This is a genomic window from Sphingobacterium sp. InxBP1, assembly GCF_026191775.1.
In the GTDB taxonomy this organism is placed as follows: Bacteria; Bacteroidota; Bacteroidia; order Sphingobacteriales; family Sphingobacteriaceae; genus Sphingobacterium; species Sphingobacterium thalpophilum.
Genome location: NZ_JAINDX010000042.1, coordinates 78,280 through 105,063, shown reverse-complemented (window position 1 = coordinate 105,063; position 26,784 = coordinate 78,280). Strand labels below are relative to the sequence as shown.

The window sequence follows — 26,784 nt, the reverse complement described above, 5'->3', positions numbered from 1 at the left end:
AATGGTACCTTTTATTGAATAAAAGAGTGCTGGTAACCCCTGAAGTGTTTAGATGGTAGTCGCTGGTTTCTATAGCAACACATCGGTGAATTTGTACGATTACTGATCGACGGATATATTTATTCACTTAGCCATTAAGTCATAAGTGTAAAAATGATATGCCATATTGTTTATTTACTAATAATATTAGTATTTTTGAGGGTAATTATCCACAACACGGGGGACCGGAAAACGGTCTTTTAGAACGAAAGACATGGAAAGGAGTATAGTACATTGTGATCTCGACACATTTTTTGTATCTGTTGAGCGTCTGCAGAACAGTAAGCTCATTGGTGTGCCTGTCCTTATCGGGGGGAGTAGCGACCGCGGAGTTGTCGCATCCTGCTCTTATGAAGCCCGTCGATACGGCGTGCATTCAGCTATGCCCATGCGGCTGGCACTGCGTATGTGCCCCGAGGCTGTCGTTGTGCGTGGAGACCACGACCGGTATAGCCAATATTCCAGTATCGTCACTCAGATCATTGAAGAGGCGACACCCATTGTCGAAAAGGCCAGCATAGATGAGCATTATCTTGATGTCTCCGGTATGGACCGTTTTTTTGGCTGCTGGAAATGGTCGCAGGAACTCCGCCAGCGGATTATTCGGGAAACGGGCCTACCCATTAGTTTCGGCTTATCCGTCAATAAAACTGTCTCCAAGATCGCTACCGGTACCGCCAAACCATGCGGCGAACGTCAGGTGCAGAAGGGTACCGAAAAGGGTTTTCTGGCCCCCTTGTCTATTCGCAAGATTCCTATGGTCGGCGAAAAGTCATATACCCTGCTGCGTAATATGGGAATCTCTAAGATTGGCACATTGCAGCAGATGGAGCTGTTGACGATGCAGAAAGTCCTTGGTGAGAATGGGATCAACATCTGGCGTAAGGCCAATGGGCTCGACGAATCACCTGTGGTCTCTTTTCGTGAACAAAAGTCTATGTCCAAGGAGACGACCTTTCAGCAGGACACCATTGATATGGACGTGCTCCGCCGCACACTGATCGGCATGGTCGACACCTTGACTTTCGATCTGCGGAAAGAGCAGCGGCTAACCAGTTCCGTTACCCTCAAGATCCGATACAGTAACTTTGATACGCATACCCAGCAGCTGCAGATCCCCTACACCAATTCGGACAGAAAGCTGTCTGAGGTGGTGCTTTCACTCTTCAAGAAGCTATACAGCCGGCGAATGCTCATACGCCTTATCGGGATTAAATTTTCAGGACTCATTTATGGTTCCTATCAGACTGACCTGTTTGACGACACGGCCGAGGAAGTAAACCTGATGCAAGCTATGGACAAGATTCGCAAGCGGTATGGTGTCGAATTGCTGATGAAAGCAATCTGTGCGCCACCGCCGCAGAAAGGAGGGGAGCATGCTCTTAAATCTACATAGCTACTTTAGCCTCCGTTTTGGTACGCTAAGCCTCGAGGATCTGATCGCAGGTATGCAGGCTGGCGGTTATGACACTGCTGTACTGACCGATATTAATAATAGTTCAGGATCCCTCGATTTTATCAAGCAGGGACGTGATGCGGGGCTCAATATTCTTGCCGGAATGGAATTTAGGGACGGAGACCAGCTCTGCTTCGTTGCCATCGCTAGGAATGAGCGGGGATTTCGGGAGATCAATGAATACCGCACTCAACTCAATAGAGCAAATCGTAGGACGCCGGACCGTGCGCCGGAATTTGAGCAGGTTTTTGTAATCTATCCCTTTAGTAGAATCGGCGCTTTCCCGCTGCATGACTTTGAGTATATTGGCATAAGACCTAGTGAGCGTACACGCGCACAGCTGCTGGAACGAAGACTGCTCGATCGCTGCGTGATCCTCGCACCTATCAGTTTCCGTAAGACCGATTATACCCTCCACCGGCAGCTCAGAGCTATAGACAACAACTTGCTGATTTCGCAGCTGAGCAAGGAGCAAGTCGCTGCAGAGGACGAAGTTTTTATTCACAGGAGCACATTGGTGCGCTTGTTTTCTGAGCTACCACAGGTGTTGGCCAATACCAATAGCATTCTAGATCAATGCTCTTTTAACTTTGACTTTACCAGTATTAAAAACAAAGATACATTTACTGACAGCAGGTATGAAGACAAGCAACTGTTATACACACATTGTATGGAAGGTTTTGCCAGACGATATGGCCATCATGATCACATGGCAAGCAAACGTATCCGCCGCGAACTGGAGATTATTGAAGAGCTACAGTTTTCCAGCTATTTCTTGATCACGGACGACATCTGCAGATATGCCCGTGCGAACAATTTCTATTATGTGGGCAGAGGCTCAGGGGCTAATTCTGCTGTTGCCTATTGTCTCGGTATTACGGACGTTGATCCTATAGCCCTTAACCTCCCCTTTGAGCGATTCCTCAATCCTAAGCGCAAGAGCCCTCCCGATTTTGATATCGATTTTGCCTGGAATGAGCGAGACGATATATACAACTATGTTTTTGGCCGTTATCAGCAGGGGCATACGGCATTGATGGGTGCCATGAGCACATTCCGTTCGCGTAGCATACTGCGAGAGCTCGGCAAAGTATACGGCCTACCGAAGGCGGATATCGACCGTCTGGTGCACGAGCCTGAGCATATGCTCAACAAGAATGAAGTGACCAACACCATTTTGAGTGTCTACAATCGGATGGCCGATTTTCCCAATCAGCGGACTATCCATGCAAGCGGCGTACTGATCTCAGAGCAACCGCTGACGTGCTATTCGGCGATGGACAATCCGCCCAAAGGATTGCCCACCACACAGTTCGATATGTATGTCGCTGAGGATATTGGTTTTGAGAAGTTCGATATTCTATCTCAACGGGGGATAGGCCATATCAAAGATTGCCGTACTATTGTGCGGGAAAACCTAGGTGTTGTCATTGATACTGACCAGCCCAAACGTTTTTTTCAGGATCCCAATATTGCTGCGCAGCTCAGATCGGCCAACACCATCGGTTGCTTCTACATCGAAAGCCCTGCCATGCGCCAGCTCTTGACCAAGCTGTGTTGCGACGACTACCTTACTTTAGTCGCGGCATCGTCCATTATCCGACCGGGAGTGGCCAGCTCTGGTATGATGGGAGAATATATCCGCCGGCATCACGATCCTGCAGCTGTGACGTATCCACATCCCGTGTTCCAAGAACAGCTTAAAGAAACGTATGGCGTGATGGTATATCAGGAAGATGTGATGAAGATCGCGAATGCCTATGGCGGATTGGACATGGCCGATGCAGACGTGCTGCGCCGAATGATGTCGGGCAAGTACCGAAGTAAGAAGCATCTGATCGACATCGAGGACAAGTTTTTTGCCAACTGCAGGGCCAAGGGATATGATGAGAAAGTCAGCCGGGAGATCTGGCGCCAGATGGAAAGTTTTGCCGGCTATTCGTTTAACAAAGCTCATTCTGCATCCTATGCCGTTGAGAGTTATCAGAGCCTATTCCTGAAGACCTATTATCCGCTGGAGTTTATGGTTGCTGTACTCAATAACTATGGGGGATTCTACAATCGCAAAGTCTATGTTAACGAAGCACGGATTTCGGGTGGCCTGATCTGCCTGCCCTGCGTCAACCAGTCAGCCTTTAATACCTCTATTCAGGGTAGGGAGATTTATCTCGGTTTTGACTGTTTGCTGCATCTTGAAGCAAAATTAGCCCAACGGATTATCGATGAGCGGAGAGCTCATGGACATTATCAGAGCCTGGAGGACTTTGTTAGACGGACCCGGGCTGGGCTTGAGCAGGTCATTATCCTTATCCGTGTAGGCGCGTTGCGTTTTACTGGAAAGGGGAAGAAGCAGCTACTCTGGGAAGCTCATCTAATGATGAGCAAGCACAAGCCTGCACAGGTCGGTATGCTGCTGTTTGAGATTGAAAGCCGCAAGCCGGTGTTGCCCGCGCTGGAAGAAAATGCACTGGAAGATTATTACGATGAGATGGAACTGATTGGCTTTTGTGTCACAGGTACCCTGTTCGACTTGGCCAAAAGCGATTATCGTGGCGATGTGATGTCCGTCGAACTTCCTCATTATGAAGGTAGAATCGTTCGTATGGTGGGCGATTTTGTCTGTGAGAAGCATGTTAGGACCAAACGGGGAGAGCTGATGAAATTCGGTACATTTCTAGATGCGAAGGGGCGTTTCTTTGACACCATGCATTTTCCGCAGAGTCTCGACAAATACCCTTTGCGGGGAGCAGGTGTTTATCTGATCGAAGGCAAAGTCGTTGTGGATTACGGATGCCCTTCGGTAGAGGTTACACGCTGTGCCAAGATGCCACTCAAGGCAGATCCGCGGAGCGAGTAATCGCATGATGTATTTCGTCTGACAGCGTCCTCAGCCAGCGGCGGTCAGTCGCTTGGTAGTCTCGTTAATCAGTGCAAGCAGCTAGATATGAACTATATGGGTGGCACATTTGTTCAAGATTACAGAGAGGACAGAAAAGTAACTTTGTGGGTTAGATTGTGCGTTGTCGCTCTGGTGTTAAAGATGAATAAACAATATCTTTTGATTAAGAGCTTTTGAAATGAAATTTGTCACTATCAATCGAGCGGTCTTGAGGGAGCTGCAGGAACAAGGTTACAATGTGCTGGTCTCTCCGTCTGAAATTCAGGATCCTCAAAATATTACCTGGCAGCCTATTACTGTCGATCATGTCGACCACTGGATCAAGTCATTGTATACACGCAGCTCATCGGGTAGACCTCACATCATGGTGATTGCCTATGCGCTGACAAATATCTATGAGCGGAACCTGTCTGGCAGCGTGTTTATAGAAAGAAATATAAAAACACGGGATGACTACATTGAAGAAGTAGGCACCTATGGGGAGAAAATGTATCTGAGAAATAACGCTATTCATACAGGCAAATGGAATCAATATGAGGCATTTTTACTTAAGGAGTTTCCTAAGTGGGCCAACGAAGACCTGCGTGAAGCTCAGGAGCTGGCAGCACGATTGGTCCAAATGAACAAACCCGAACTGAAAGCATGGATCATCAAAAACCAGGTCAATATGATGACATCTGATCTGTATTTTTTGGATGAAGGTAGTATCCTGGAAGGAGCTATCGAAATCGAAGAAAACCTCCAGTTTATCATAGGAGATGGAACGGAAGAGGTTGTCGACTGCCCCATATCACCCCATGACCTGTTGACGCTCACTGATCATGGGATATATTATGTAGATCCGCAGGTGAGGAGTTGAGCAAGCAGGTCATAACCTAAAAAGATTCTATTAAAAACGTATCTTTGACTAACTTAACATATCGTTTGACAACACGGATCACATCAATTATAACAATGAATAATCTTTTACAGATCAGAGAACAATTAAAGCTGACACAGGAAGAACTGGCTGAAAAATCCGGTATTAGCGTGAGGACGATACAACGTATTGAGGCGGGGCAGTCTCCAAAAGGATATACACTTAAGGCACTGATCAAAGCCTTGGAGGTGGAAGAGATCGACCTTGTCACTGTGGCACCCATGGAAATGGAAAATTCCGAAGTTTTAAAATGGAATAAGATTATCAATTTTTCCGCATTGCCGTTGCTGTTGATTCCTCCACTAAATGTCCTGTTTCCATTGGTATTGATGTATCTAAAAAAACAGAACAATCACCTTAATCGTCAAGTGATATCCATCCAGATTCTGGCAACCCTAGTCGCCATTGTACTGTTCATATTCGTCTTGATTCTTACTGACTGGCTGGAGATAAAGAGTAAATTTATAGAGCTCATTCCACTCGCATGGGTCTTTGCAAATGCCGTTATTATTGTACGAAATGCTATTGAGATTGGGAAAGGTGGAAAACTGCATATATGGCCTAATATCAATATATTTTAGGAATTGTCGCCACATTGGCGAGGGACTGACGGGGCATTGGCGGGCCATATATTTCAGTTATTCGGACCCGATAGCTTCTTTTGTGTAAAAAAATCATGATGAGAAGAACTACCTTTCAAAAGAATTTAAGGCATGCTTGGTCCCTGGTTAAATTGGTTATCGCGATTACCGTTGTGACGAATAACTTGGCTGTAGCACAGCACAAAAAGATCATAAAAGCCGCAGCTGAAACAGCGTTTATTGAAGACGGTGAAAATGTAAAGATAGATTGGAAGCTCGATCCCACTTTACACCCTGATATATATTATGTCAATATTCCCGCAAAGAAAAGCGTTATTAAATTCAAAACCGATCAAGACCAGTTGATCTTACGCACCAATCCCGGTAAAAGTTATGATTTTAAAGTTCTGTTGAACAATAAAGATACCTGTCATATTCGTATCGCCTCGACACTGCCTAACGATTTCCCGCGGATGCATGCAGTTGGAGACTATCCCTTACGTTTTCCTTTCAGGATGATCGGTTCGCGGATCTATTTTGACGGGCTGCTGAACGACAAAAAAGTCGTTATTCAATTTGATTTTGGCGCAGGCATGGGCGCTGTCAACAGAAACTCATCCGAGAAATTGGATTTGTCATTTACTTCCCATGTAACGGTCAGTAATACCAACGGTCTTAATAAAACAAGAAATAGTATTAATAATGTGCTAAAGATCGGAGCTATCACATGGCAGGGCGTGCCGTTTGCCGAAGTTAGCAATATGGAGCCTTACGAAGATGTTATCATAGGCAATACTTTTTTCAGGAATAATGTTATCGAGATCGATTACGATAAGATGGAGTTTATTGTCCACAGTACCCTGCCATCGAAGGTAAAGGACTATAAAAAAGCGACAGTTTTCTTCGAACAAAATCGTCCGAAATTTAAGGCCCGTTTTGTTCACAATAACAAAGAATATGATTTTTGGTTTTTATTCGACACCGGCCGGGACGGTACCATGCTTTTGGGAGAAGACTTTACGTCGAGAAATGGATATTGGGAAGAACTAAAGCCTCTTACCATGATCAATGGCAGAAAAATCATCCGTCTGAATGCGGAGATCGCAGGAGTATGGTTTAATGACATCGTTACCAATGCAGCGGACCCATCCAAACCGGGAGGAAGAGCTAGTCTTTTTGGCAATCAGATCCTAAATCATTTTAACATTATCCTGGATAATACGCATGGTGTTATCTATTTAAAACCTAATGGTAGGCGTAATGAGCCTTATTCCGATTACAATAGCTATTTAAAAGAGATTGCAAAAATACAGGGAAAATAAGATGTTTTATCACTTTCCAATGTACTTCTGGATGTGTTTCGATAACGTTATAAATATAAACCATCGCTTTTCTGTTCAAGGCAATAGTAATCATCTATTGTCTTTTAATTACTAAAAATATTAGTATATTTGAGCCGTTAACAGTTTGAAATTCACGGCTGATGTACTCGACGATTGTTTTGAACGTTATAGGTTTTCGAGTATACAAGGCTTAATACTGGTATAGATGAAAAGATGAAAGAGTTTATCATTAATTGTGAAATAGATGGGATACCCCAACAAATCGTGCTGGGAGAGCTATATGGTGGACGACGATATCATGTGTATATAAACAAACGTTTTGTGACCTCTGTCGTTTTGCGACATGGCGACTGGGTGATGTTGTGCAACAACCCGAGCTGGCTGACCACTGACGAACTTACGATCTTTGTTGAATACATCAACGGTATATATTCAGACTAACTTGATGTCTCAGCCTATTTGTTGTAATAGGCCGAAATGGCAAAGATTTACTGAAATAAAAACTTGCCCTGGGATAAGTTGAATATAACGCGTATCCCATAGCTTAAAGAAAAAATTGTTGAGTTATGTCTGCCCTTTCTAAAAGGTAAAATATAATGGTTAAATTTATGCCTTACTTTTGAAGTGTATTATGTACTGCAGGTGGCAAGGGTAACGAGCTCTGTAATAATTGTTTTTGATGTTAGATATATTAATTAAACATATAGAAAAGGTAGTTTCGTTAACTCCGGAGGAGACCGAATTCATTGTAAACCATTTTAAACTCAAAAGATATAAAAAGCATCAATTCATTATCCAGGAAGGTGATAAAGCGATTTACCATTATTTTATCATATCAGGCCTGACCAAATTAGTGTATTTGGATCAGTCAGGAAAAGAGCATATCGTTTCATTTGCTATGGAAGATTGGTGGGAAAGTGATTTTTATGCATTCTATACTGGGACACCCGCGACTTTATCCCTGATCTGTTTGGAAGATACAACGGTACTTGCATTAAACAATGCCGATTATTTCAAACTGTGTCAAGAAAGTCCTACTATGCAGCGGTTCTTTTTAGAAAAGGCAAACTTTGGATACCTAGGTATGCAACGCCGTGTGCTCTCTTCCTTGACGTTGAATGCGGCACAACGTTATGAACAATTTCTTAAACAGTATCCAAAGCTTAGCAATAGGATTCCAAAAAGCCAATTAGCCGCTTATCTCGGAGTCTCAAGAGAAACTTTGAGTAGGTTGAACCTGTGATATTTATCACAGCAAAATTGTGAGGTTTGTCAACCTCATCTGCTAGCATTGTTTTTCAATTTTGTGTTGTTAAGAATTTTACACAATTAATTTAAATCACAATGGAAATTAATGCGACAAACCCATGGAAGTGGCAAGATGCCAGAAGTTACTCACAGGCTATCGAAGTTAAGAATGCAGAGGGAACACTATATGTTTCAGGACAGACAGCAATCGATGACGATGGAGTATCTAGCACTGAGGACATGAAAACACAGTTAATAAAAAGCTTGGAAAATCTAGAAAGGGTGATTACAGAAGCAGGCTACTCTTGCGGTAATATTGTTAGACTGAATATATATACAACCTCCACCCAAGAATTGTGGCCGCATTTTCCAGTTTTTCAGGATTGGATTGCCAAGCATGGAACGAGGCAGGCAACTACTTTATTAGAAGTCGTCAGTCTTTTCGAAACGTTAAAAGTTGAATTGGAAGCTACCGTAGTAAAATGATTAAGGATGCGGCCCAACAGGCTGATGTGTGAGGTAGCGTGCCTGCGCCGAGTAAGCGAAGGCACGCTACATGCCAATTTAAAGACAATAACTAGTAAAATGGAACATACAAACTCATATTTTGAATATCAATATCGTTTGGTTCAAGGATCAAGAAAAACACTTTTTGATTATTGTACGCGTATTTCGAATGAGAATTTTCTAAACCAGAACAGCTCTTTTGGGCGTGGAGGAAGCATCCGAAATCTGCTGGTCCATATCGCAAATACCTATGAATATTGGATTGTTAAACATGCACTGGATAACGACATAGCCTTTACCGAATATACAAGCATAAATGACATAGATGCAGTAGTAGAAATGTTCGGGTTGATTGATACTGAAATTATTGATTTTTCCCACAGATACGAGTCTTCTAAACTTGTGCCGATAGACTTAAAGCTAAACGGAGTCACAAAAACGACAACCCCATTGGAGCTGTTTACCCATGTGATCACACATGAGTTCCATCACAAGGGGCAAATTCTTTCGTTGAGTAGGCATTTGGGGTACGTGCCCATAGATACAGACATCATTAGATAACAACAAGATGTATAATGAGTCATATGCAGTCGCGGGCAACATTCCTTATGCATTAAGACTGGATGTTAAATTTTGTCAATAGCAGTAACATTGCTGTACATACGGACAGATTCCGTGCCGGACCAACAAAGGATAGCGAGCATCGATGTTTGAGATTTAGAATGTCGTGCTCAGCGATGAATTTGTCCGATTCAACGAGTTTACCCGTGTTTTGTCCAGGTGATTGCCCTAAGTTTGGTCTATAATCAAACATAAAAACAATGAAAGCAATTACAAAATTTACAATTACAGGCGTCTTATGTGCGGCTCTTTTTTCCACAATGGCCAATTCATGCCGCAACGACAATGATTTCCCAACTGATCAGGAGGCGATAGTGGTGAATCATAACAACGCAAAGACAAAATTTATCAATGTAAAAGGAACCGATTTCGCCTACCGGAGCTGGGGGAAAGAGGGGGGGACTCCTTTGGTATTATTGCCTGGGACCGGAGGTTCTATGGATGACTGGGATCCGGCAGTGACTGATGGACTGGCTAAGCAATACCAATTGATCATATTCGATAATAAAGGCGTTGCCTCGTCCAAAGGAAATACTCCCAACACGGTACAGGCAATGGCCAACGATGCCATTGATTTTATCAAAGCCATGAATCTTGGGAAAGTCAATATTATGGGGTTCTCCATGGGGGGATTTGTGGCACAAAGAATCGTTCTGACCGAGCCTGCACTGATCAATAAAATTATTTTAGTCGATAGCGGACCTAAAGGTGCGATCGGCCTTGCCAACTTGCCGAATATTATCGCTGGAAGTGCAGGGCTAAGTCCAGAAGAATCCTATCTGAAATTTGGATTTACGGATTCACAGGTAAGCATTTCGGCGGGTAAAGCCTCCTATGCGCGGGTGCATTTGCGTACCATTGACCGTGATCTTGCACTGAGCGATGCAACATCCGCTGCGCAATTTACCGCTGTACTAGCCTGGGCTCAGCCTGACCCAGAGGCGCTTAATGAGATCAAAAACATCAAAAAACCTGTGTTAATTGTTCACGGTGATAAGGATCTTCCCATCTCCGTGCAGAATGCGTACAATATGAAACAGAATTTAGAAAACGCCACACTTTTAGAGTTTGCTGATTCGGGTCACGCAGCTTTCTATCAGAATTATGAAGCATTTTTGGCAAAAGCAGTCGCATTTTTGGCTAAATAGTTCATATCGCACAGCTGTTTCAATCGTCAATAGCCTATTTCTAGGTGCAAACAATAAGGGTAGATCATGATAAAGATGATCTACCCTTATTGTTTTTAGCGATTTCCATTTGAAAAAGCTTCAACATTTCCTCAGACAACTATGGCTGTTGACGCCGATATCACCTCAGACATTAGCTCTCTTGGCTAGTCACCAAGTCCTGTAGAAACCATCTGAAACCAGCGAAAGACGGGTCTCAGGCACCCAGATTAGATGAGTGTTGTGGAAACGTTGATATTGCCTCTTGTTGCCTTGGAATATGGACAGGTCTGGTGGGCAAGCTGGATAAGCTGCTCCGCAACGGCTTTATCGATTCCGGGAAGGCTGATATATAACCTAGCCTGTAATAGGTAGGCCTCACCTGTCATTCCTAGATCTACCTCCGCATCCACAAACGTTTCTTTGGGCAATATTGTTCCTAGTTTTTTTGCCGCCAGCCCTAGCGCACCGATATAACAGGCTGACCAGCCAGCTGCAAAAAGCTGCTCAGGATTGGTTCCTTTGCCAGATGATCCCGGTGCTGAAAGTACAATGTCCAATTTTTCGTCGCTACTTTTAGCGCTTCCTTCTCTACCGCCAATTGTGCGGGTTTTTGCTGTGTACAATACTTTTTCGATGTTACTCATGTTTCCGTTGTTTTGTGGTTTAAAATTTATTGATTCTCATTTTCAGTCCGCATTACGGTATCTGATGCTTACAAAGAGAGCATAAAATACGCCCCGATCACAGTGAAAACTGTGGCAAGCGGACATATTAACAGCTGAGACGGACACCTAAAATAATGAAGCAGGCATCGGCCTTCGCAGTAATTATGCTCTGGGGGGTAGCTGCATAAAAAAATGCCACCGGGCTCACAGTGGCATTTAAGTACATTTACAGGGCGTCGCTGGAAACCGGATCAACGGTCTTCGAGCCAGTTCAGGAACAGCGAGGTTTTATCCTTTCCGATCAAAAGCTTCTCCGCTGTAGGTACGGTCAATTTCACAAACAGCTTTCTTCCAAAATAATGCTCGACTTCTTTGACTGCAGCGAAGTTGATCAGGTATTGCCTGTTGAGCCTAAAGAATTGCTTGCTTGAGAGCAATCCCGCCAAATGATCCAAGGACTGATTGACGTCATATTCTTCCCCCCTAAAGGTGACTAGGGAAGGAGACGTATAATTGATATAGATATACGCGATATCTTCTGTTTTGACTGTCAGGTACTTATTATTCTTGAACACTAGAAAGCTTGTCTTTTTATTTTCTCCGCCATTGATCCTTGTCAGCAGTTCGGTAAGGTCATTTCCGGACACCTTTTGAAATATATTTTTGAAGTTATCCACTTTTTCAAAAGCATTTTTGAGATCTTGCTCCGAAAACGGCTTGAGTAAATAGTCAATTCCATTTTCCTTGATCGCTTCCATGGCATACTCCCCAAAAGCTGTACAAAAAATAACAGGACATACAATCTTCACAGATTTAAAGATGTCAAAGCTGATTCCGTCAGACAGCTGGATATCCATAAAGATCAGATCAGGACTGGCGTTATTTGATAGATAGGCAATCGCCCCCTCAACACTCTGGATCTTGGCAAGGATACGGGAATCAGGACGTAGTTTTAAGATCAGATTTTCAAGCGAGCGTGCAGCCTTGACTTCATCTTCAATGATTAGGATGTTCATATAGTATAGGAAGTTTTATCGTAAATGTATCATTTGTTTTGAGAATTACGATCTCTTTATCGGTAAGGAGAAGGTAACGTTGATTAATGTTTTTGATGCCGAGACCAGTGGAAGACTCTGGAATTTTTCTTTCTTGAAGGTTGTTCTCAACAACGAGATAGTCGGCTTCACGGTATAGCCGGATATGAAGCGGCTTCTCGAGCGAAACGATATTGTGCTTGATACAGTTTTCTATCAATAGCTGAAGCGTAAAAGGAGGGATGAGGGTCTCAGCGAGCTCAGCCCCCAAATTTTGCGTAACCAGCAAGCCTTCCTCAAAACGTGCTTTCAGTAAGTAAATGTAGGATTCCATGATCGCCAGCTCTTGCTTTAACGGGAGAACGTTAAGCTTGAGACTGTCTAGGGTAAATCTATAAAAATCAGCTAGTTTTATGATAAATTCTGAAGACTGGCCATCGTGGCTATCCACCATATATTTTAAGGTGTTGAGGCTATTAAAAAGAAAATGTGGATTCACCTGCTGCTTTAGGAGCTCATATTGCGCTTCAAGGTTGGCAGCCATGGAACGTTCGAGCTCACGGACAACCTGCTGGTTGAGGTGTGTCTGGTATAAAATGTGGATAAACATGTAAAATGTCAAATTGATCAGTATACCCCTGACTTCATACATGAGCATTTTGGGGCCGAAATTTAAATGCGAAAGGATATAATACTGAAGCGATGACAACAGAAACATCAGCACGAGTCCGACACCAAGCCCCTTAAAGAGCTGCGAGGAGATCACACTTTTGCGCCCTGTTTTTTTTGTGTACGCAGGTATCGTGTATATATTATAATACCAGATCAATAATGCAAAGCCTGATGTGACGGCAAAATCAGCAATACCTTCGGCCGGATCAAAATGATGATCAACAATCTTTGGTATCGACGTTAATATTCCCAGTGAAATGGAGCTGATCCATATTAAACGGTTTGAGATCCTAAAGGGAGCTTGCTTCTTAGGCTTAAACATGATAATGAGATTTATAACGAAAACACGTTGAGGTAAAAATATTTAAATTTTAACCATAAACAATAAAAAAAACTGCAGATCTTTATCTAGCGTATTCTTATCATACGATTAGTCTGCCAAGGCCATGGTATCGGCCTCAATGATGGCGTTGGCAAATGCCTGAGGTGCTTCCTGCGGCAAATTATGGCCGATTCCGCCAGTCAGCGTGTGATGCTTATATTGTCCACTATATTTGGATGCATAGCTTGATGGGGGTGGATATGCGGCTCCGTTTGCATCACCTTCCAGCGTGACTGTCGGAACCGAAATGACAGGTAATTTGGCGAGTTTGGCTTCCAAAGCGTCATATTGTTGCTCTCCTTCAGCCAGTCCTAGCCGCCAACGATAATTGTGGACAACGATAGCGATATGGTCCGGATTGGCAAATGCCTTGGCAGAGCGCTCATACGTCTCTTCATCAAAATTCCATTTGGGGGATGCTGTTTTCCAGATCAGCTTGTTGAATTCCTCCGTATTGGCCTTATAGCCTTTGTAACCTCTTTCCGTCGCGAAGTAATACTGATACCACCATAAGAATTCGGCATTAGGAGACAGGGGATTTTCATTCGCCTTGGGGCTACCGATCAGGTACCCACTCACAGCAACCAATGCTGTACAACGTTGGGGCCAGAGTGCAGCGATAATATCTGCTGTCCGTGCTCCCCAGTCAAAACCGCCTATTATCCCTTTGTCAATCTGCAGGGCGTCCATAAATTTGATGATATCAAGCGCAACCGCGGATTGCTGGGCGTTGCGCATCGTTTTAGGAGAAAGGAAAGTCGTCGTCCCGTATCCCCTTAGGTAAGGAACGAAAACGTGATATCCCTTCGCCGCCAGAATTTCAGACGATTTCTCAAAACTATGGATATCATACGGCCATCCATGCAGGAGGATAACAGGTTTTCCCGTTTTCGGGCCTACTTCTGCATAGCCCACGTTTAGCAGGCCAGCCTTGACGGTTTTGATCTGCTGAAAATTGGTGTGGACGGCGCCATACACTTCTTGTTTTTTTTCATCAGCCGGGTTTTGTGCGTATACCCTTGGCGCACCAATGGATAGTAGCATGATCATAGACCACATCAGCGTGCCTTTTCCAATGTTTAGTTTCGTATTCATATTGTGCTATTTTTGATAAATTAATCTTTAATCTGTTTGATATTATTGTGGGAACTCGATCGGCTCTTGATCCAAAATATGCGCCATACGCTGTTGTTGGGATTCGTCAGAAGGGATCGAGCCAAATTCGATGTGGTATCGAAGGTTCCCTTTCGCATCGGTCTCTACCCTCTCTACCCGCAGCAGTTCACCGTTTACTTTGCTCCCGAAATAATTGGGACCGTCCTGCATCTTATAAGTGACCTGTTTAAAGGCCGATCCCGGTAGCCTTTTGTTTGATCCCGTCAGTAGTTTAATAGCTTGCTGATTTCCATACAAGGCTGACATCGTCTGCTGGTCTGGATTAAAAGAAGAGGAGATAAATTGCAGATCGCCGGCATCAAACATAAAACGTATTTTCGCCGTCTCATGCTCATTATTTTTGGTACACGAACCAAACAATACACTAATTAACAGCAGTATGGATAGTAGCGTTTTCATGATGGATGGTCTTTAAATAGTTATCGATCAATTTTTTAGAATTTACTTTTGGAGGTACATTAAATAGGTAGCCTGTCGATTCTGCAAGTTGCCTGTGGCAGCTGATGCACGATTGTTGGGCGAATAAAGCTGTTTTCCCTGTTGGTTTCAGTTGCTGTCCATTGAATTTTGCAAATCCCCAGCCCTCAGTTTCGGTATACGCCTTGCCGTCTTTGATCATGTACTGCATATTCACAAAATCACCCGGCACGATATCTCCATTGGCTTTTCGGGTTTGTTTGAAGACTGCTTTGGCAACCGCGCTTCCTTCCGGCCAAGGATGAAAATTTTCTTCGGCAATAGCTTTGACAGCAATATCATTCCCATAGATTACCCGTATGCTGTTGTCAATGAGTGTACTCATGCCAATCACTTTCCAATTTTTAAAATCAGCATTGTACGGAATGCCATTCGGGGAAACGGGTACAGTAGGTAGTGGGGGAGCAAGCTTCATTTTGTCTGAAGTCAGTTTTTGTTGCAACGGTGCAGCCGCATTAACCTTCATATGTGCAGGGATAAGACTGTCTTTTTCGGAAAGCGATAGAGCAAATCGCTTTATGGTCTCTATTTCATTTGTAGACAGTTTCGCTCCCGGATGCGTCAATGCATAGCTGGGGAGTGGCATCTTCCCGGCACGTACCATATTATATACGGCATAGAATTTTCCCTTTTGTTCCGCTTTCGATAACTTGTTCCATTCCGAAAAATTCATGACTTCTCTCGAGCGTTCAATATCCTTGTTGACGATCCAGGAGATCGGGGCCAGTTTATCAAAGAAAGACAGCTGCTGTTCATTGGAATGACAGTTGTAACACGAACGTTCCAGAATCAGGGATACCTCTTTGGGGGCGTCCTGCAAATGTCCCGTGACCGGCTTGCGTTCTATCGGCTGTTTGAAAAATTGCAGGGCGATAAAACCAACGGCAGTACATAATAAAGCGATGGTCAAGAGTCTATTTAGTCTAATATGTTTCATGATATTTCTTCTTTTTTACTAAAATTACGGCGAATACAAGCTGTCTAAAAGATGGAAGGTGTTGAAGCGGACATATTGCATCTTGAAAGCAGCATTTGGCTTTTTGAATCGGACAGGACTTCGCTATAAACCGATACGGGTCGCGTCGATGATCTCACCTGTCTTTTGGTTCTGCTCAAATGCTATCACTTCCCATCCCTCTTGTACCTCGGGGAGCTTAAAAGAAAAATTATCCGTTGCTTTAAGGGTGCGATACTGTAATTCGCGTACGATCTGCACATGCGTAAGAGCCTTTCCTGCATTTTCACCCGCCGAAACATTTGAGGAAGCATGTTTTTGGACTAGCGCCATCACGATGCTGGAATGTTTAGCCACGGAAGAGGAGGTATAGCTGATCTGAACACGATTCCCTTCGGATTTTTCCTTTTTGACAAAGAGGTTTCCTCGCTGACTTTGTATCAGAGCAGACTGGATACCTTTTAGTACTTTGCCCGTTTCGGAACCCACCATTTCTGTTTTTCCATTGATCACCAGCTGTGGCGTGTATAGGGTGCTCAGGTTCATCCATTAGGCGTATTGTTTCTGCCGTTCGGTGAATCTAGCTTGACTAAAGCGGTCTTTCCATCCTTGATGATCCCAGTAATCGACATGAAACGCCAGGATAAACAATTCTTTGTTTTGATTATCTTTTTCGAGCCTCGCGATAAGCTCGTCTGCTGGTGGGCAGCTCCAGCATCCCTCGGAGGTGAAGAGCTCCACCAAGGCAAAGCCCTTCTCAGAACTGTTTGCTTCTTTGATGTTGGCAATCTTGTGGTCATCTGCAAAGCCTTTGAAAGCCATGATGAGTACAATGATCAGCGGTAGGCTGAGGGTGTATAAGATATCTTTTATTGTTTTCATGATCTAAAATTTTAAGTGATTAATAAAAAGCGTTCACCTGGAGCATATAGAGCTAGGGGCGAATTTTGAGTGCAAAACCGAAGTCCTGTGGTGGTACGCAGACTTCATCACTACACTGCATAAACTGTATGGTGCCTTTGATCGTTCCATTCTTGCTCTTTATTTTAATTTTTTGGCCAAACTCAACTTCGTTCTCAAAATAGGTAACAGGTATGCCCAGCTGTTTCTCGAATTTGCGGAGGGGCTGGGGTTGGCTAACGTCTCCGATTAACTCATATGATTTATCAGGAGCGAACTTGAAGTTCATCTGAATAGGACTTTTGGGATTATTGCCCAAAGCGTATAGATGCCATCCCTGGGGTATTTTGGCTTTCATGGAAATTTCTCCTTCTTCAGGCGATTTCCGTTTGAGAACGCAGTCCCAAGTAATCTGACCAGCGGTATTCTGCCCTCTGGAATAACCACCGAATAACATCAGGACGGCGATCATTAAAATTGCTAATCTGTTCATTATGTTGCCTTTTAAATTGTTAAATTCTCTTCTTTTTTGGTGATTGATTCTTGCCTGTTGAGGCTAAAGATCTTTTCGTAAAGCCTTAAAAGCAGCACGAAGTTCCTCGGTAAATACCTGCGGCTGTTCCCATGCCGCAAAGTGTCCACCTTTGGCAGCCTTATGGTAATAATATAATGTGGGGTAAGCTGCCCTGGACCAGCTTTCTGGCGCCTGATAAATTTCATGCGGGAACACGGAAATCGCCACCGGAACTTTAATGTCCTTCGTTTTCTGATGTTCGGAACTGAAGTTATTGTTGTTATTTTCCCAATAAAATCTGGAGGAAGAGGCCCCCGTATTGGTCAGCCAATACAGTGTGATATCGTCGAGGATGGCATCTCTGCCGATTACTTTTTCAGGGTGGAGATCGCTTTCACTCCATTCGGCAATCTTTTCGTAGAGAAATGCAGCCAGTGCGCTTGGTGAATCAGACAATAAATACCCCGTAGTCTGCGGCCGCGTCACCATCATTCCACCATAAGCAGCATTTTTTCCAAAGAATGTACGCAGAGCATTATAAGCATTGGATTCATCCACTGAAAGTCCTGACGGGGCGGGCTCTCCTGCATTGATCGGTTTTACAAGTTCAGCTGGGATTGTTGCGGGCATCGTCAGGTGTATACCCAAAAGCCCAGTAGGGGCTTGCCGGGCCAAAGCATCCGAGATCACCGAACCGTGATCGCCGCCTTCCGAGACATATTTTGTATATCCAAGACGTTTGACCAATACATCCCAGGCCCTGGCCACGCGGTCCGGATTCCAGCCTAGTTCTTTGGGGATTTCTGAAAAGCCATAGCCAGGTATTGCCGGTATGATCACATCAAACGCATCTTCGGCTTTTCCACCATACTGAACAGGATCAGTTAACGGGCCTATCGCATCGATAAACTCCAAAGGCGAGCCGGGCCATCCGTGGGTCAGAATGATGGGCAATGCATTGGCCTCTTTGGAGCGCACATGGATAAATTGAATGTCCAGGCCATCAATTTTAGTCACATACTGGGGCAGCGCATTGAGTTTCTTTTCCAGTTTTCGCCAATCATACCCCTGTCCCCAATAGCTGACAAGCTCTTTCAGCTGAGCAAGCTGAATACCCTGTGATTCATCTTTTACTGTTTCCTTGTCCGGGAACCGAGTTTCGGCAATCCGTCGTTTTAGTTCGTCGAGTTTTGCCTGCGGGATGCTAATTTTAAACGGCCGGATAGTCTGGTCTACCGCAGACGATATGATCGCTGTTTGATTGTTCTGTGCACTGGCAATAGCCGGAATACTTAAGGAGAATGTCGCTGCCAGAAGAATTGTTGTTAGTTTTGTTGTCATTGTCTCTTGTGTTTAAGGATATTTTAATTTTCTTGTTGAGACAAATTTAGACCGGTGGGAGGGCCGTTAAAAGAAACAATAAGGTGAGCCGGACACATTCACGGTCGAATTGGTTATTTGGGCTTGCGAATCGGAAGGTAAGAATTGGTGGATAATTTTTACAACCGCCGAGGTTCTATTTTTATCCTTATAGCAAATCCATTCAAAGGAATCTATTCACAAGATGCTTCTAATGTTCCGGTATATTCAGCAGAATAACAGGCATCTTTACCAAAACGCCAGCTTCTTTGCTTTCGGGAGGAGCGTAGAATTCGTTTAAAAATGTTAACTTAGTGTATTGCCTTGATTGTAATGTCTAAATTTTTGAAATTACCTTATGCACGATTCTCAACAATATGAAAAAGAGCAGCTGACGATCGATCTCGTATGGGCCAACAAAGTTGGATTATTCATATTGATTCCCATCGTTATTGTTTTTGGTGTACCGTTTTATTGGGTATGGAAATCACAGCTAAGTTTTAAAAGCGTGTTTGGAGAAGTAGGCGTACTGGACAGTATCTATATTTTTGGAGTTCTTATTGCTGGAATTGCCTTGCATGAGCTTATACATGGCATTACATGGGCTATTTTTGCCAAGAGAGGATTTAAATCCATAAAATTTGGCGTGCTATGGAAAATGCTGACGCCCTACTGCCATTGTAAAGAACCGCTAAAAGTGAAGGAATATATCATTGGAGCTGTTGCTCCAGCGATTCTTTTAGGTATTCTTCCTGCTGTCTTCGCAATTTTTAACGGCAACGTTGGCATGCTAGTCTTTGGCATGTTTTTCACTATGGCGGCCTGCGGGGATTTTTTGATTATCGATCTGATTCGGAAGGAAGATCCGAATGATCTTGTCGAGGATCATCCAACAGAAGCCGGGTGCTACATTTATCGAAAAATCAGCGATTAAAATAGAAATTGATGGATTGGTGAAATCAACTCCTAAAGAATTTACGCACCTTTCTATATTGAGCACAGGTTACTCGGAGCACAGTGGATTTAAGGTACCTCTGATGATATCCAATAACATCTGAACGACCTCGTTTTTCGACAGCGGAAGTACTGTACCGACGCCCGCATATCCTTCCAGATACGGAACCAAAAGACATACAATTTTCTCGGGCAACTGAGCATGCGGACGAATTAACTCTGTGAGCCATGCGCAATAATCTTTGTAATATACATCAATGGCCAGTTCCAGATCTTTGTTGCGGGATGATAAAGCGGAAATTTCCCTGAACATGATTGCCTGATCCGATTCTTTTGCATTATATAAGAGGAGATCCAGCAACTGTTCGAAAAAGATACTCCCTGAAGTGGCCTGATCAAGAGCAGACTGTTCCATTCTTGCCGTTATCACCTCCTGGCAACCATTAAAGTATTGTGCTATCGCAGCTTTTAACAATGCCTCTTTATTTGGATAGTAATATTGCAGATTGCTGAGCGAAATATTTGATCCTTTTGCGACTCCTCTCATCGAAAGGTTTTCTCCTCCTTCCTGGCTCAAAAGATCAATAGTTACTTGTAAAATATGCTCGATTTTATCTCCCTTCTTTGTCATAATAATTCAAAAATAGACATAATATTTGAATATTTAGGTCATGTGACCTATATTTGTTTTTAGGTCATGTGACCTAACTTTAGTTTTAATTTTCATGTTGACATTCAAACGCTAACTTGTTTCTAAATGAAGACACTAATAATTGTTACACATCCTCATTTGTCCGAATCCGTGGTCAACAAACACTGGATTGCAGCGCTAGAAAAGTATCCGACGCGATTCACCGTTCATCATTTGGATACCGTATATCCCGATGGTAAAATTAACGTCCCTGCGGAGCAGGCTCTTGTAGAGCAGTACGACAATATTGTTTTTCAATTCCCATTCTATTGGTTTAATTGCCCTCCATTGTTAAAGCAATGGTTGGACGAAGTATTGCTTTATGGTTGGGCCTATGGTAGTAGGAGCGGTAAAAAAATGCAGGGAAAAAAAATTGCCTTGGCTATATCGCTAGGAGCAGAGGAAGGCGATTACCAAAAACAAGGTAAATTCAAATATTCGTTAGCCGAATTAACTCGCCCTTTTGAATTGACGTTTGAGTATATCCATGCCGACTATAAGGGAATTTTTGCACAATTTGCAGATGGTCAAGTGACGAGTGCCAGCTTTGATAGCAGAAGCGCCGAAAGATATATTTCTTTTTTAGATGAGCTGTAATTATATAGCTTTCCGTTCCCGTTTCTCCATGTGTTGTACCGATTTGTCTTTGTCAGGTTAGAATTGTGCTATACGGTCCTCAACCTATAAATCTCGGCTGCCATACTAACTGCAACGTCAAGATGCTACAACGTATTTTCTTTCGGCTTATATGTAAGCAAAATGACCCCATTTGAAAATAATCTGTGTTCGGACAGTGTTAGATGGAGAAGTTTGAGGTCCTCGGAGAAAAGAGAATAACCTTTTCCAAGAGCTACGGGAACCACCACCAATTGGACTTCATCGATCAGATTAGCTTTCAATAATGATTGTGCCAAAGCAATGCTACCCCATATGATCATGTTTGTTCCGTTTTGCTGTTTTAACGATTTGATATAGGGTATGGCATCTTCCGTCACTAAAGAAATATTGCCATGATTTCCCCATTGTACTTGTTGTAACGAACTGGAAAAAACGATTTTTGGAATGCGGTTCAATTCCTCTGCGATCTTGCTATCTTCACCACTTGCATCCGGCCAATAGTTGGCAAACATCTTATACGTTTCTCTGCCAAGAAGAATCAGGTCAATATTTTCCAGCAATTTTTCCTGATGTGTGTTTATCTCATCGCCGATACTATTGTATGTGCCATCAAAAAAGCCAGTCGTCTTTTCCCTATCGGCACAGAAGCCGTCTACGGATATAAATTGTTGTAGAATAAGATTCCTCATAACGCAAAGGTTTAAAATATCAATAGGAAAATTAAAAATATTTTTCCTCGCAAAGGTTTTCCTATGGCAAGAAATAGGCCGGGTCCGCTATACATCATCGTGAAGTTTCCGTGGCTAAGCAACTTGGTATATTTTTATATTTGGATTGCCGATCATATAAGGTTTCAAGGAAGTTATAAAATCGGTGTTGAACAGTTTGCTGACCAGATACTCCTGGGCGTCCTCCATACTGCTAAAACCATGTAGGATACGTACGTCTTCGACGTGTATCCACAATTCATTGTATAAAGCTCCTTTTACTGTTGTCAAAAATGGTCCTTTATACATATTAAAGACCGCCGTTATTCCCGCGCGGTCTAGTCCTTCGATTGTCAATGATATATCTAAATATGCCCTTACCATTTGGATTATCTATTTATGTGCTGTTTCTGTAGGCTCAACGAGTAGTCTCTTAGGAGAGATATTTAACCTCATACTAGACAACCGAGTATATACGTACCTCAGGATTATCTTGAAGATATGGCTTTAATGCAACGACAACGTCGTTGTTGAAAAGTTCAGTAGAAAGATATGCCGCGGCATCGCCTGTCGATTCAAAGCCATGTAGCACTTGGACATCCTCTGTCCTGACCAAAAGTTGTTTGGAAACTGCTCCTTTGATTGTTTCTAAAAACGGTGTTTTGTATTTATTGTATACACCTGCTGCAGCAGTCCTGTCAGCCTCATTAATTTTTAACGTGATTTCTAAATACGAATTTGCCATGATATTTTTTTTTAATCTGTTCATCAAAGTTCGGACATCCAGACAGGGCAAACAATGGCCAAAGTCGAAAAGAAATGGTAGATTTAAGCAATAGATTTTCGAAATTCAGTAGGAGAGATTCCAGTATGTTTTTTAAAGTATTTTACAAAATAGGATGCATCATCAAATCCTAGTTGGTAACCAATCTGATTAATGTTGAGCTGAGAGTAGAGCAACAAGCGCTGTGCCTCCAGGATGATTCGTTCCCGAATCATTTGTGAAGGCGTTTTGTTAAGCAGATGTTGGGTGAGATCCGAAAGGCTGCGGGAGGAAATCCGCAGCAAACCCGCATATTCTGTTATTGTTAGGCCTCTTTTATATTGTTCATTGATGAGATCGATAAATTTCATCAATTGCAGTCTTTTCTCATCAAATAACTGCAGCGCATGGCCTGTAGGTGTTTCCAAAGAACATTTTCGTCGTTGTATCTGGATTAAAAAACTTTTAAGGTAGTTTCGTAGGAGTTGCTCTTTGCCAAAATTTTCCTGATTTTCCAACTCGTATTTCATTTGGTTAATATATTCATCCAATATATGATCAATACCTGCGCCTACACAACACGATGGTTGTTGATAGGGGTTATTAAAAAGATTAGAGTTGAGAAAAGACTCAGTGGGGCTTTCATTTTGACGTAAAAATGCTTCATTGAAATGGATGAGTACCCCTTCATAATCCATGTTACCATCAAAATAATGGACTTGATCTTTGGCAACAAAAAAGATCGTGTTGTCAAACACCTCGTATTCCTTGAAATCTACGGCATGTTTGCCTTTGCCTTGTTTGAACCAGATAATTTGGTAAAAGCTATGGATATGAGCTGTATTTACTTGGCAATGATTGTCCGCTAAATGAGTTTTAAGATCGATAATTGCGATCTGTGGCTTATTGGGTTGATGACGGTTGAGGTGGTACTCACTGATGATAGTATTTTTTTGCTTCGCCATGATGCTACCTGTATATTTAACAATTGAAGGTAATCGTAATACAAACTTAGCTACTGATTGCTAACTTTTTGAATTAACGCAATAGATTTGCTGATATTTACCATTTATTTTCCTATTTGTCCAATAGGAATAAGGTTTCACAAGTTACATGTACCACATTAAAATTTGAGGTAACAACAGCGCTTCTATTTGATCGCTATATTCCATTTTTGTTGGCTTTGTTTGCCATAGACGACGGTTGCAATTAGGGCTATGACGAGGAAGGGAATCACGGCAATATTAACACCCTGCCAGCCCCAGTATTTGAGGATACCTCCTGCGGAGAAACTTGATGCACTCATGACCGTAAAAACAAGAAAATCATGAAATGCCTGTGTTTTTTCTTTCTCCTCTGACAGATATACCTGTGTAAGTAATGCAGAGCCGCCGATATACATAAAATTCCAACCTATGCCGAGAAAGATCAGCCCCGAGATAAAATGCATGAAATCCGTTCCTGTCAATGCAAAGATCAAGTGTATGAGTAGGATAATGATGCCCAGGAGGATGACCCTATTGACACCATATTTCTTGATCAGCGCTCCTGTGAAAAATGACGGCACAAACATACCTAGGAGATGCCATTGAATGACGGTCGCCGAAGCACTGTCAGAGTGCCCGCAGTGCTGCATGGCTATGGGTGTTGCCGTCATGATCATCGTCATGACCGAATAACCAACGGCAGAAGAGATCAGTGCTGTTATCGTGTTTTTCTGAGTTATAATTGCCTTTAAAGACCTTCCTGACCTTATGGGTTCACTGCCGGACACTGCTTTTGGGCCATGAAGCTTCAGCGAGAAAATGACAAAAAATGCAATCAAGCTCAAAATCGTGATCGATAAGAATGAATAAGCAAAGGTGGCACTTCCCATATGTTGCGTATAGCGTGCCAAATTGGGGCCTACAATAGCTGCTGCCACACCCGCCGCCATAACGATAGCAATAGCTTTTCCTTTGTTTTGCGCGGGTACCGAATCCGCTGCAGCAAAGCGATAGTATTGGGCAAAGCCCTGATAGCAGCCGATCAGCATTGTTCCAGCAACAAAAAGACTGAACGAACGGGTGATAATTCCGTAAAATGAAAGCAGTCCTGCTATAATGCCAAACCAAGTTCCCAGCATAAAGGTCCTGCGTTGCCCAATCTTTTTCATGATCAATGAAGCGGGTATCATCGTCACTGCGGTACCTAATGAAACCACCGAAACGGGTAAGGTCGCGAGACTCTCGTTGGGAGCAAGCTGTAGTCCAACTAATGCCGACAGGTTAGCACCGATAAAGGAGCTGGTCTGGTACAGTGCTTGAGAACATGAAAGTAAGGATACATTATTCCATTTTGTTGCCGTAGTCATATTGCAAGTTTCCTTTCTAATGCTCAGCAAGAAAGGTGTCAATGCGAAAAAATAGGGTAATTTTGAGCAAGATGATACTAAAAAGCACCAAAGCCTATATCTGCCTTCGCATACTGTCCTGGATTCTTTTCCTGTGCTGTGCGCCCCAGCTGTCCAACTCCCTTATCACATTTTTCAATGTGCGGCTGTATTCTGTTGCCTCGAATACATTTCTCTTGATAAATCCGTTCAAGCTCCAGATCCTTGAGTTTCACTAATTCCTGACCACAATAGTGCTCGTTCCGCGCTGTACGCGAGGACAGGCACTATTGTGGGGACTTCTCAGCAACAGCAAGGGCATAGTAGACAGTAGCTACTATGTACGCCTTAGCGTTTTAATCACAGCGGCAAACTCTTCCTGTTCGTATCCCGCATCCTTTGCCCGCTGCAACCAGCGCGCGGCGAATTCTGGAAACTCGTTGTTTATACCGCTTTCACGCGCGGTATCGAGGATTCGTTTTGTAGCACCGACAGAGATGGCAAGTGGGCTTTGGGAGATTTTAAAGTCGTTATTGCTGATGACCTTACCCTCATGTTTTAAAAATTCACCCATTCCGGGAGCGATCTCTGCGATAATATTTCCATAGTCAGCCACATTGAAATTTTCCGCTTCCGCAATCAGTGCACCATGAAAGAAACCCATTGCGGCCCCATAGATATAAGACAATGTAGCCGTGTCCAACGCTGCGGCTGCCCCTATATTTTCGCCTAGATATTTTAAATTTCCGCCCAAAACTTTTAGTGTTTCTTCGATGTTCGCATACGTGGCCTTACTGCCGGCCAATAATATCGTCGTATCCGGCTGGGCCATCTGTTCGGGCGCCACCTGTATAGCCCCGTCAATATAGGCTGCATGTCTCCGGTTGAACCAGTCTTCACTGTCACGTGCTTCCTGAGAAGTGCCCGTAGTCAGCTGCAGAATGGTCCTTCCAGACAAAACGCTTTCATTTTTAACCGTTGAAAAGAGTGCTGATGATACCGCATAATCGTGCACAATAACGATACTCACCGGACTGGAAGCTATGGCCTGTTCTACGGTGGCGGCATAGCTGGCACCGTCTCTGATCAGCGCATCTGCCTTGGAAGCTGTACGGTTGAATACCGTAACCTTAAAACCCTGTTGTTGATACAATTGTGCAATCTTTATACCCATAGGCCCTAGGCCTATGATGCTGATTTGTTTTTTTAATGTTTCCATTTTTTTGTTCCTCATTACACAACAAAGATGAGTATAAGGCAAAACGCGTACAATAAGGGAAAAAGGATTCAGCCAGGGAATAATTATTCCCTAGGGAATGTAAAAATTGAGTAGATTTACTTAAAATAAGAAAATATGTATAGCAGAAAGATTCCGGAAGATTTGGACTGTGGCATAGTCGTCACCATGAAGATCATTGGCGGAAAATGGAAGGCCTGTATATTAGATGCCATTCATAAAGGAATAAAACGCCCGAGTGAATTACATCGTTCTATTGCCGAAGCAAGTCCTAGAGTGATAAACATGCAGCTTCACGAGCTTGAGGTGGCCGGTGTTGTAGGCAAGGAAATCTACCCGGGGCTGCCGCTTAGAGTAGAGTACTATCTTACTTCATTGGGCGTCAGCTTATTGCCTGTAATATCGATTATCAATGAATGGGGGATCGAACATAAACACCGGATCGAAAATTTGGACGAGATCAATAGGATTAAAGAACTGTCTAAATAAGTATTTTAGTTCCTTTAGTACTTTTTCCAGTCGGTGTT

General features: G+C 43.2%; 29 protein-coding genes and 1 pseudogene. 13 read left to right on the top strand and 17 right to left on the bottom strand.

Features of this window, described 5'->3' with window-relative positions:
- The first annotated feature begins 253 nt into the window (after nucleotides 1-253).
- The 10 genes from dinB to K7A41_RS08155 all read left to right on the top strand — a co-directional run bounded on the left by dinB (nucleotide 254) and on the right by K7A41_RS08155 (nucleotide 10,761).
- Nucleotides 254-1,435: a DNA polymerase IV gene (gene dinB / locus K7A41_RS08200; protein ID WP_265713331.1), complete on the top strand. Its 1,182-nt coding sequence runs from the start codon at nucleotides 254-256 to the stop codon at nucleotides 1,433-1,435.
- Complete coding sequence (locus tag K7A41_RS08195) at nucleotides 1,416-4,352, top strand: DNA polymerase III subunit alpha (RefSeq protein ID WP_265713330.1); 2,937 nt, start codon at nucleotides 1,416-1,418, stop codon at nucleotides 4,350-4,352. The genes dinB and K7A41_RS08195 overlap by 20 nt, the downstream gene beginning before the upstream one ends.
- 220 nt (nucleotides 4,353-4,572) lie before the next feature.
- The gene (locus tag K7A41_RS08190; RefSeq protein WP_265713329.1) at nucleotides 4,573-5,253 is read left to right on the top strand and encodes a hypothetical protein; all 681 of its coding nucleotides are present in this window, start codon (nucleotides 4,573-4,575) and stop codon (nucleotides 5,251-5,253) included.
- Nucleotides 5,254-5,348: 95 nt separating this feature from the next.
- Nucleotides 5,349-5,894 (top strand): helix-turn-helix domain-containing protein, encoded by a 546-nt coding sequence (locus tag K7A41_RS08185; protein WP_265713328.1) that lies wholly within the window; start codon nucleotides 5,349-5,351, stop codon nucleotides 5,892-5,894.
- A gap of 95 nt (nucleotides 5,895-5,989) precedes the next feature.
- Nucleotides 5,990-7,216 carry a retropepsin-like aspartic protease gene (locus K7A41_RS08180; RefSeq protein ID WP_265713327.1) on the top strand — a complete coding sequence of 409 codons (1,227 nt, stop codon included), beginning with the start codon at nucleotides 5,990-5,992 and terminating at the stop codon, nucleotides 7,214-7,216.
- A gap of 234 nt (nucleotides 7,217-7,450) precedes the next feature.
- A complete protein-coding gene (locus tag K7A41_RS08175; RefSeq protein ID WP_265713326.1) occupies nucleotides 7,451-7,678 on the top strand; it encodes a hypothetical protein in 228 nt (75 codons plus the stop codon).
- Between the two features lie 238 nt (nucleotides 7,679-7,916).
- Nucleotides 7,917-8,480, top strand: a complete 564-nt coding sequence (locus K7A41_RS08170; RefSeq protein ID WP_265713325.1) for a Crp/Fnr family transcriptional regulator — start codon at nucleotides 7,917-7,919, stop codon at nucleotides 8,478-8,480.
- 101 nt (nucleotides 8,481-8,581) lie between these two features.
- Nucleotides 8,582-8,971, top strand: coding sequence for a RidA family protein (locus tag K7A41_RS08165; RefSeq protein WP_028068790.1), 390 nt, complete (start codon nucleotides 8,582-8,584; stop codon nucleotides 8,969-8,971).
- A 99-nt stretch (nucleotides 8,972-9,070) separates the two neighbouring features.
- Nucleotides 9,071-9,553 carry a DinB family protein gene (locus K7A41_RS08160; RefSeq protein WP_265713324.1) on the top strand — a complete coding sequence of 161 codons (483 nt, stop codon included), beginning with the start codon at nucleotides 9,071-9,073 and terminating at the stop codon, nucleotides 9,551-9,553.
- Between the two features lie 260 nt (nucleotides 9,554-9,813).
- Complete coding sequence (locus K7A41_RS08155) at nucleotides 9,814-10,761, top strand: alpha/beta fold hydrolase (RefSeq protein ID WP_265713323.1); 948 nt, start codon at nucleotides 9,814-9,816, stop codon at nucleotides 10,759-10,761.
- 248 nt (nucleotides 10,762-11,009) lie between these two features.
- Here K7A41_RS08155 and K7A41_RS08150 read toward each other — a convergent pair whose 3' ends face one another.
- The 9 genes and pseudogenes from K7A41_RS08150 to K7A41_RS08110 form a co-directional block, all read right to left on the bottom strand.
- A complete protein-coding gene (locus tag K7A41_RS08150; protein WP_265713322.1) occupies nucleotides 11,010-11,426 on the bottom strand; it encodes an organic hydroperoxide resistance protein in 417 nt (138 codons plus the stop codon).
- Between the two features lie 272 nt (nucleotides 11,427-11,698).
- A complete protein-coding gene (locus tag K7A41_RS08145; RefSeq protein ID WP_265713321.1) occupies nucleotides 11,699-12,463 on the bottom strand; it encodes a LytR/AlgR family response regulator transcription factor in 765 nt (254 codons plus the stop codon).
- Nucleotides 12,444-13,475 (bottom strand): sensor histidine kinase, encoded by a 1,032-nt coding sequence (locus K7A41_RS08140; protein ID WP_028068785.1) that lies wholly within the window; start codon nucleotides 13,473-13,475, stop codon nucleotides 12,444-12,446. The genes K7A41_RS08145 and K7A41_RS08140 overlap by 20 nt, the downstream gene beginning before the upstream one ends.
- Before the next feature lie 108 nt (nucleotides 13,476-13,583).
- Nucleotides 13,584-14,630: an alpha/beta fold hydrolase gene (locus K7A41_RS08135; RefSeq protein WP_265713320.1), complete on the bottom strand. Its 1,047-nt coding sequence runs from the start codon at nucleotides 14,628-14,630 to the stop codon at nucleotides 13,584-13,586.
- A gap of 42 nt (nucleotides 14,631-14,672) precedes the next feature.
- Nucleotides 14,673-15,110, bottom strand: a complete 438-nt coding sequence (locus tag K7A41_RS08130) for a hypothetical protein (RefSeq protein ID WP_265713319.1) — start codon at nucleotides 15,108-15,110, stop codon at nucleotides 14,673-14,675.
- Nucleotides 15,076-16,125 carry a heme-binding domain-containing protein gene (locus K7A41_RS08125; protein WP_265713318.1) on the bottom strand — a complete coding sequence of 350 codons (1,050 nt, stop codon included), beginning with the start codon at nucleotides 16,123-16,125 and terminating at the stop codon, nucleotides 15,076-15,078. The genes K7A41_RS08130 and K7A41_RS08125 overlap by 35 nt, the downstream gene beginning before the upstream one ends.
- A 123-nt stretch (nucleotides 16,126-16,248) precedes the next feature.
- Nucleotides 16,249-16,965 (bottom strand): annotated as a pseudogene (locus tag K7A41_RS08120) (DUF1223 domain-containing protein).
- Nucleotides 16,966-17,077: 112 nt separating this feature from the next.
- Entirely contained in the window at nucleotides 17,078-17,536 is a 459-nt protein-coding gene (locus tag K7A41_RS08115; RefSeq protein WP_265713317.1) for a protein-disulfide reductase DsbD domain-containing protein, read from the bottom strand.
- A 63-nt stretch (nucleotides 17,537-17,599) separates the two neighbouring features.
- Complete coding sequence (locus tag K7A41_RS08110; RefSeq protein ID WP_265713316.1) at nucleotides 17,600-18,898, bottom strand: epoxide hydrolase family protein; 1,299 nt, start codon at nucleotides 18,896-18,898, stop codon at nucleotides 17,600-17,602.
- A gap of 376 nt (nucleotides 18,899-19,274) precedes the next feature.
- Here K7A41_RS08110 and K7A41_RS08105 point away from each other — a divergent pair, with 376 nt between their 5' ends.
- On the top strand, nucleotides 19,275-19,850 hold the full coding sequence (locus K7A41_RS08105) for a DUF3267 domain-containing protein (RefSeq protein ID WP_265713314.1): 576 nt from the start codon (nucleotides 19,275-19,277) through the stop codon (nucleotides 19,848-19,850).
- Between the two features lie 69 nt (nucleotides 19,851-19,919).
- Here K7A41_RS08105 and K7A41_RS08100 read toward each other — a convergent pair whose 3' ends face one another.
- On the bottom strand, nucleotides 19,920-20,501 hold the full coding sequence (locus K7A41_RS08100) for a TetR/AcrR family transcriptional regulator (protein ID WP_265713313.1): 582 nt from the start codon (nucleotides 20,499-20,501) through the stop codon (nucleotides 19,920-19,922).
- 126 nt (nucleotides 20,502-20,627) lie between these two features.
- On the opposite strand from K7A41_RS08100, the gene K7A41_RS08095 reads away from it, so the two are divergent.
- The gene (locus K7A41_RS08095) at nucleotides 20,628-21,158 is read left to right on the top strand and encodes an NAD(P)H-dependent oxidoreductase (protein ID WP_265713312.1); all 531 of its coding nucleotides are present in this window, start codon (nucleotides 20,628-20,630) and stop codon (nucleotides 21,156-21,158) included.
- A gap of 125 nt (nucleotides 21,159-21,283) precedes the next feature.
- On the opposite strand, the gene K7A41_RS08090 is transcribed toward K7A41_RS08095, so the two are convergent.
- The 7 genes from K7A41_RS08090 to K7A41_RS08060 all read right to left on the bottom strand — a co-directional run bounded on the left by K7A41_RS08090 (nucleotide 21,284) and on the right by K7A41_RS08060 (nucleotide 26,239).
- On the bottom strand, nucleotides 21,284-21,868 hold the full coding sequence (locus K7A41_RS08090; protein WP_265713311.1) for a dihydrofolate reductase family protein: 585 nt from the start codon (nucleotides 21,866-21,868) through the stop codon (nucleotides 21,284-21,286).
- Between the two features lie 114 nt (nucleotides 21,869-21,982).
- Nucleotides 21,983-22,270 (bottom strand): hypothetical protein, encoded by a 288-nt coding sequence (locus K7A41_RS08085; RefSeq protein WP_265713310.1) that lies wholly within the window; start codon nucleotides 22,268-22,270, stop codon nucleotides 21,983-21,985.
- 73 nt (nucleotides 22,271-22,343) lie between these two features.
- Entirely contained in the window at nucleotides 22,344-22,631 is a 288-nt protein-coding gene (locus K7A41_RS08080) for a hypothetical protein (RefSeq protein ID WP_265713309.1), read from the bottom strand.
- 83 nt (nucleotides 22,632-22,714) lie between these two features.
- Nucleotides 22,715-23,614 (bottom strand): helix-turn-helix domain-containing protein, encoded by a 900-nt coding sequence (locus K7A41_RS08075; RefSeq protein ID WP_265713308.1) that lies wholly within the window; start codon nucleotides 23,612-23,614, stop codon nucleotides 22,715-22,717.
- 185 nt (nucleotides 23,615-23,799) lie between these two features.
- Complete coding sequence (locus K7A41_RS08070; protein ID WP_265713307.1) at nucleotides 23,800-25,002, bottom strand: MFS transporter; 1,203 nt, start codon at nucleotides 25,000-25,002, stop codon at nucleotides 23,800-23,802.
- A gap of 77 nt (nucleotides 25,003-25,079) precedes the next feature.
- A complete protein-coding gene (locus K7A41_RS08065; protein ID WP_265713306.1) occupies nucleotides 25,080-25,256 on the bottom strand; it encodes a hypothetical protein in 177 nt (58 codons plus the stop codon).
- Between the two features lie 101 nt (nucleotides 25,257-25,357).
- Nucleotides 25,358-26,239, bottom strand: a complete 882-nt coding sequence (locus K7A41_RS08060) for an NAD(P)-dependent oxidoreductase (RefSeq protein WP_265713305.1) — start codon at nucleotides 26,237-26,239, stop codon at nucleotides 25,358-25,360.
- Nucleotides 26,240-26,374: 135 nt separating this feature from the next.
- Between K7A41_RS08060 and K7A41_RS08055 the strand changes: the two genes are divergently transcribed.
- On the top strand, nucleotides 26,375-26,746 hold the full coding sequence (locus K7A41_RS08055) for a winged helix-turn-helix transcriptional regulator (RefSeq protein WP_265713304.1): 372 nt from the start codon (nucleotides 26,375-26,377) through the stop codon (nucleotides 26,744-26,746).
- Nucleotides 26,747-26,784: the final 38 nt, after the last annotated feature.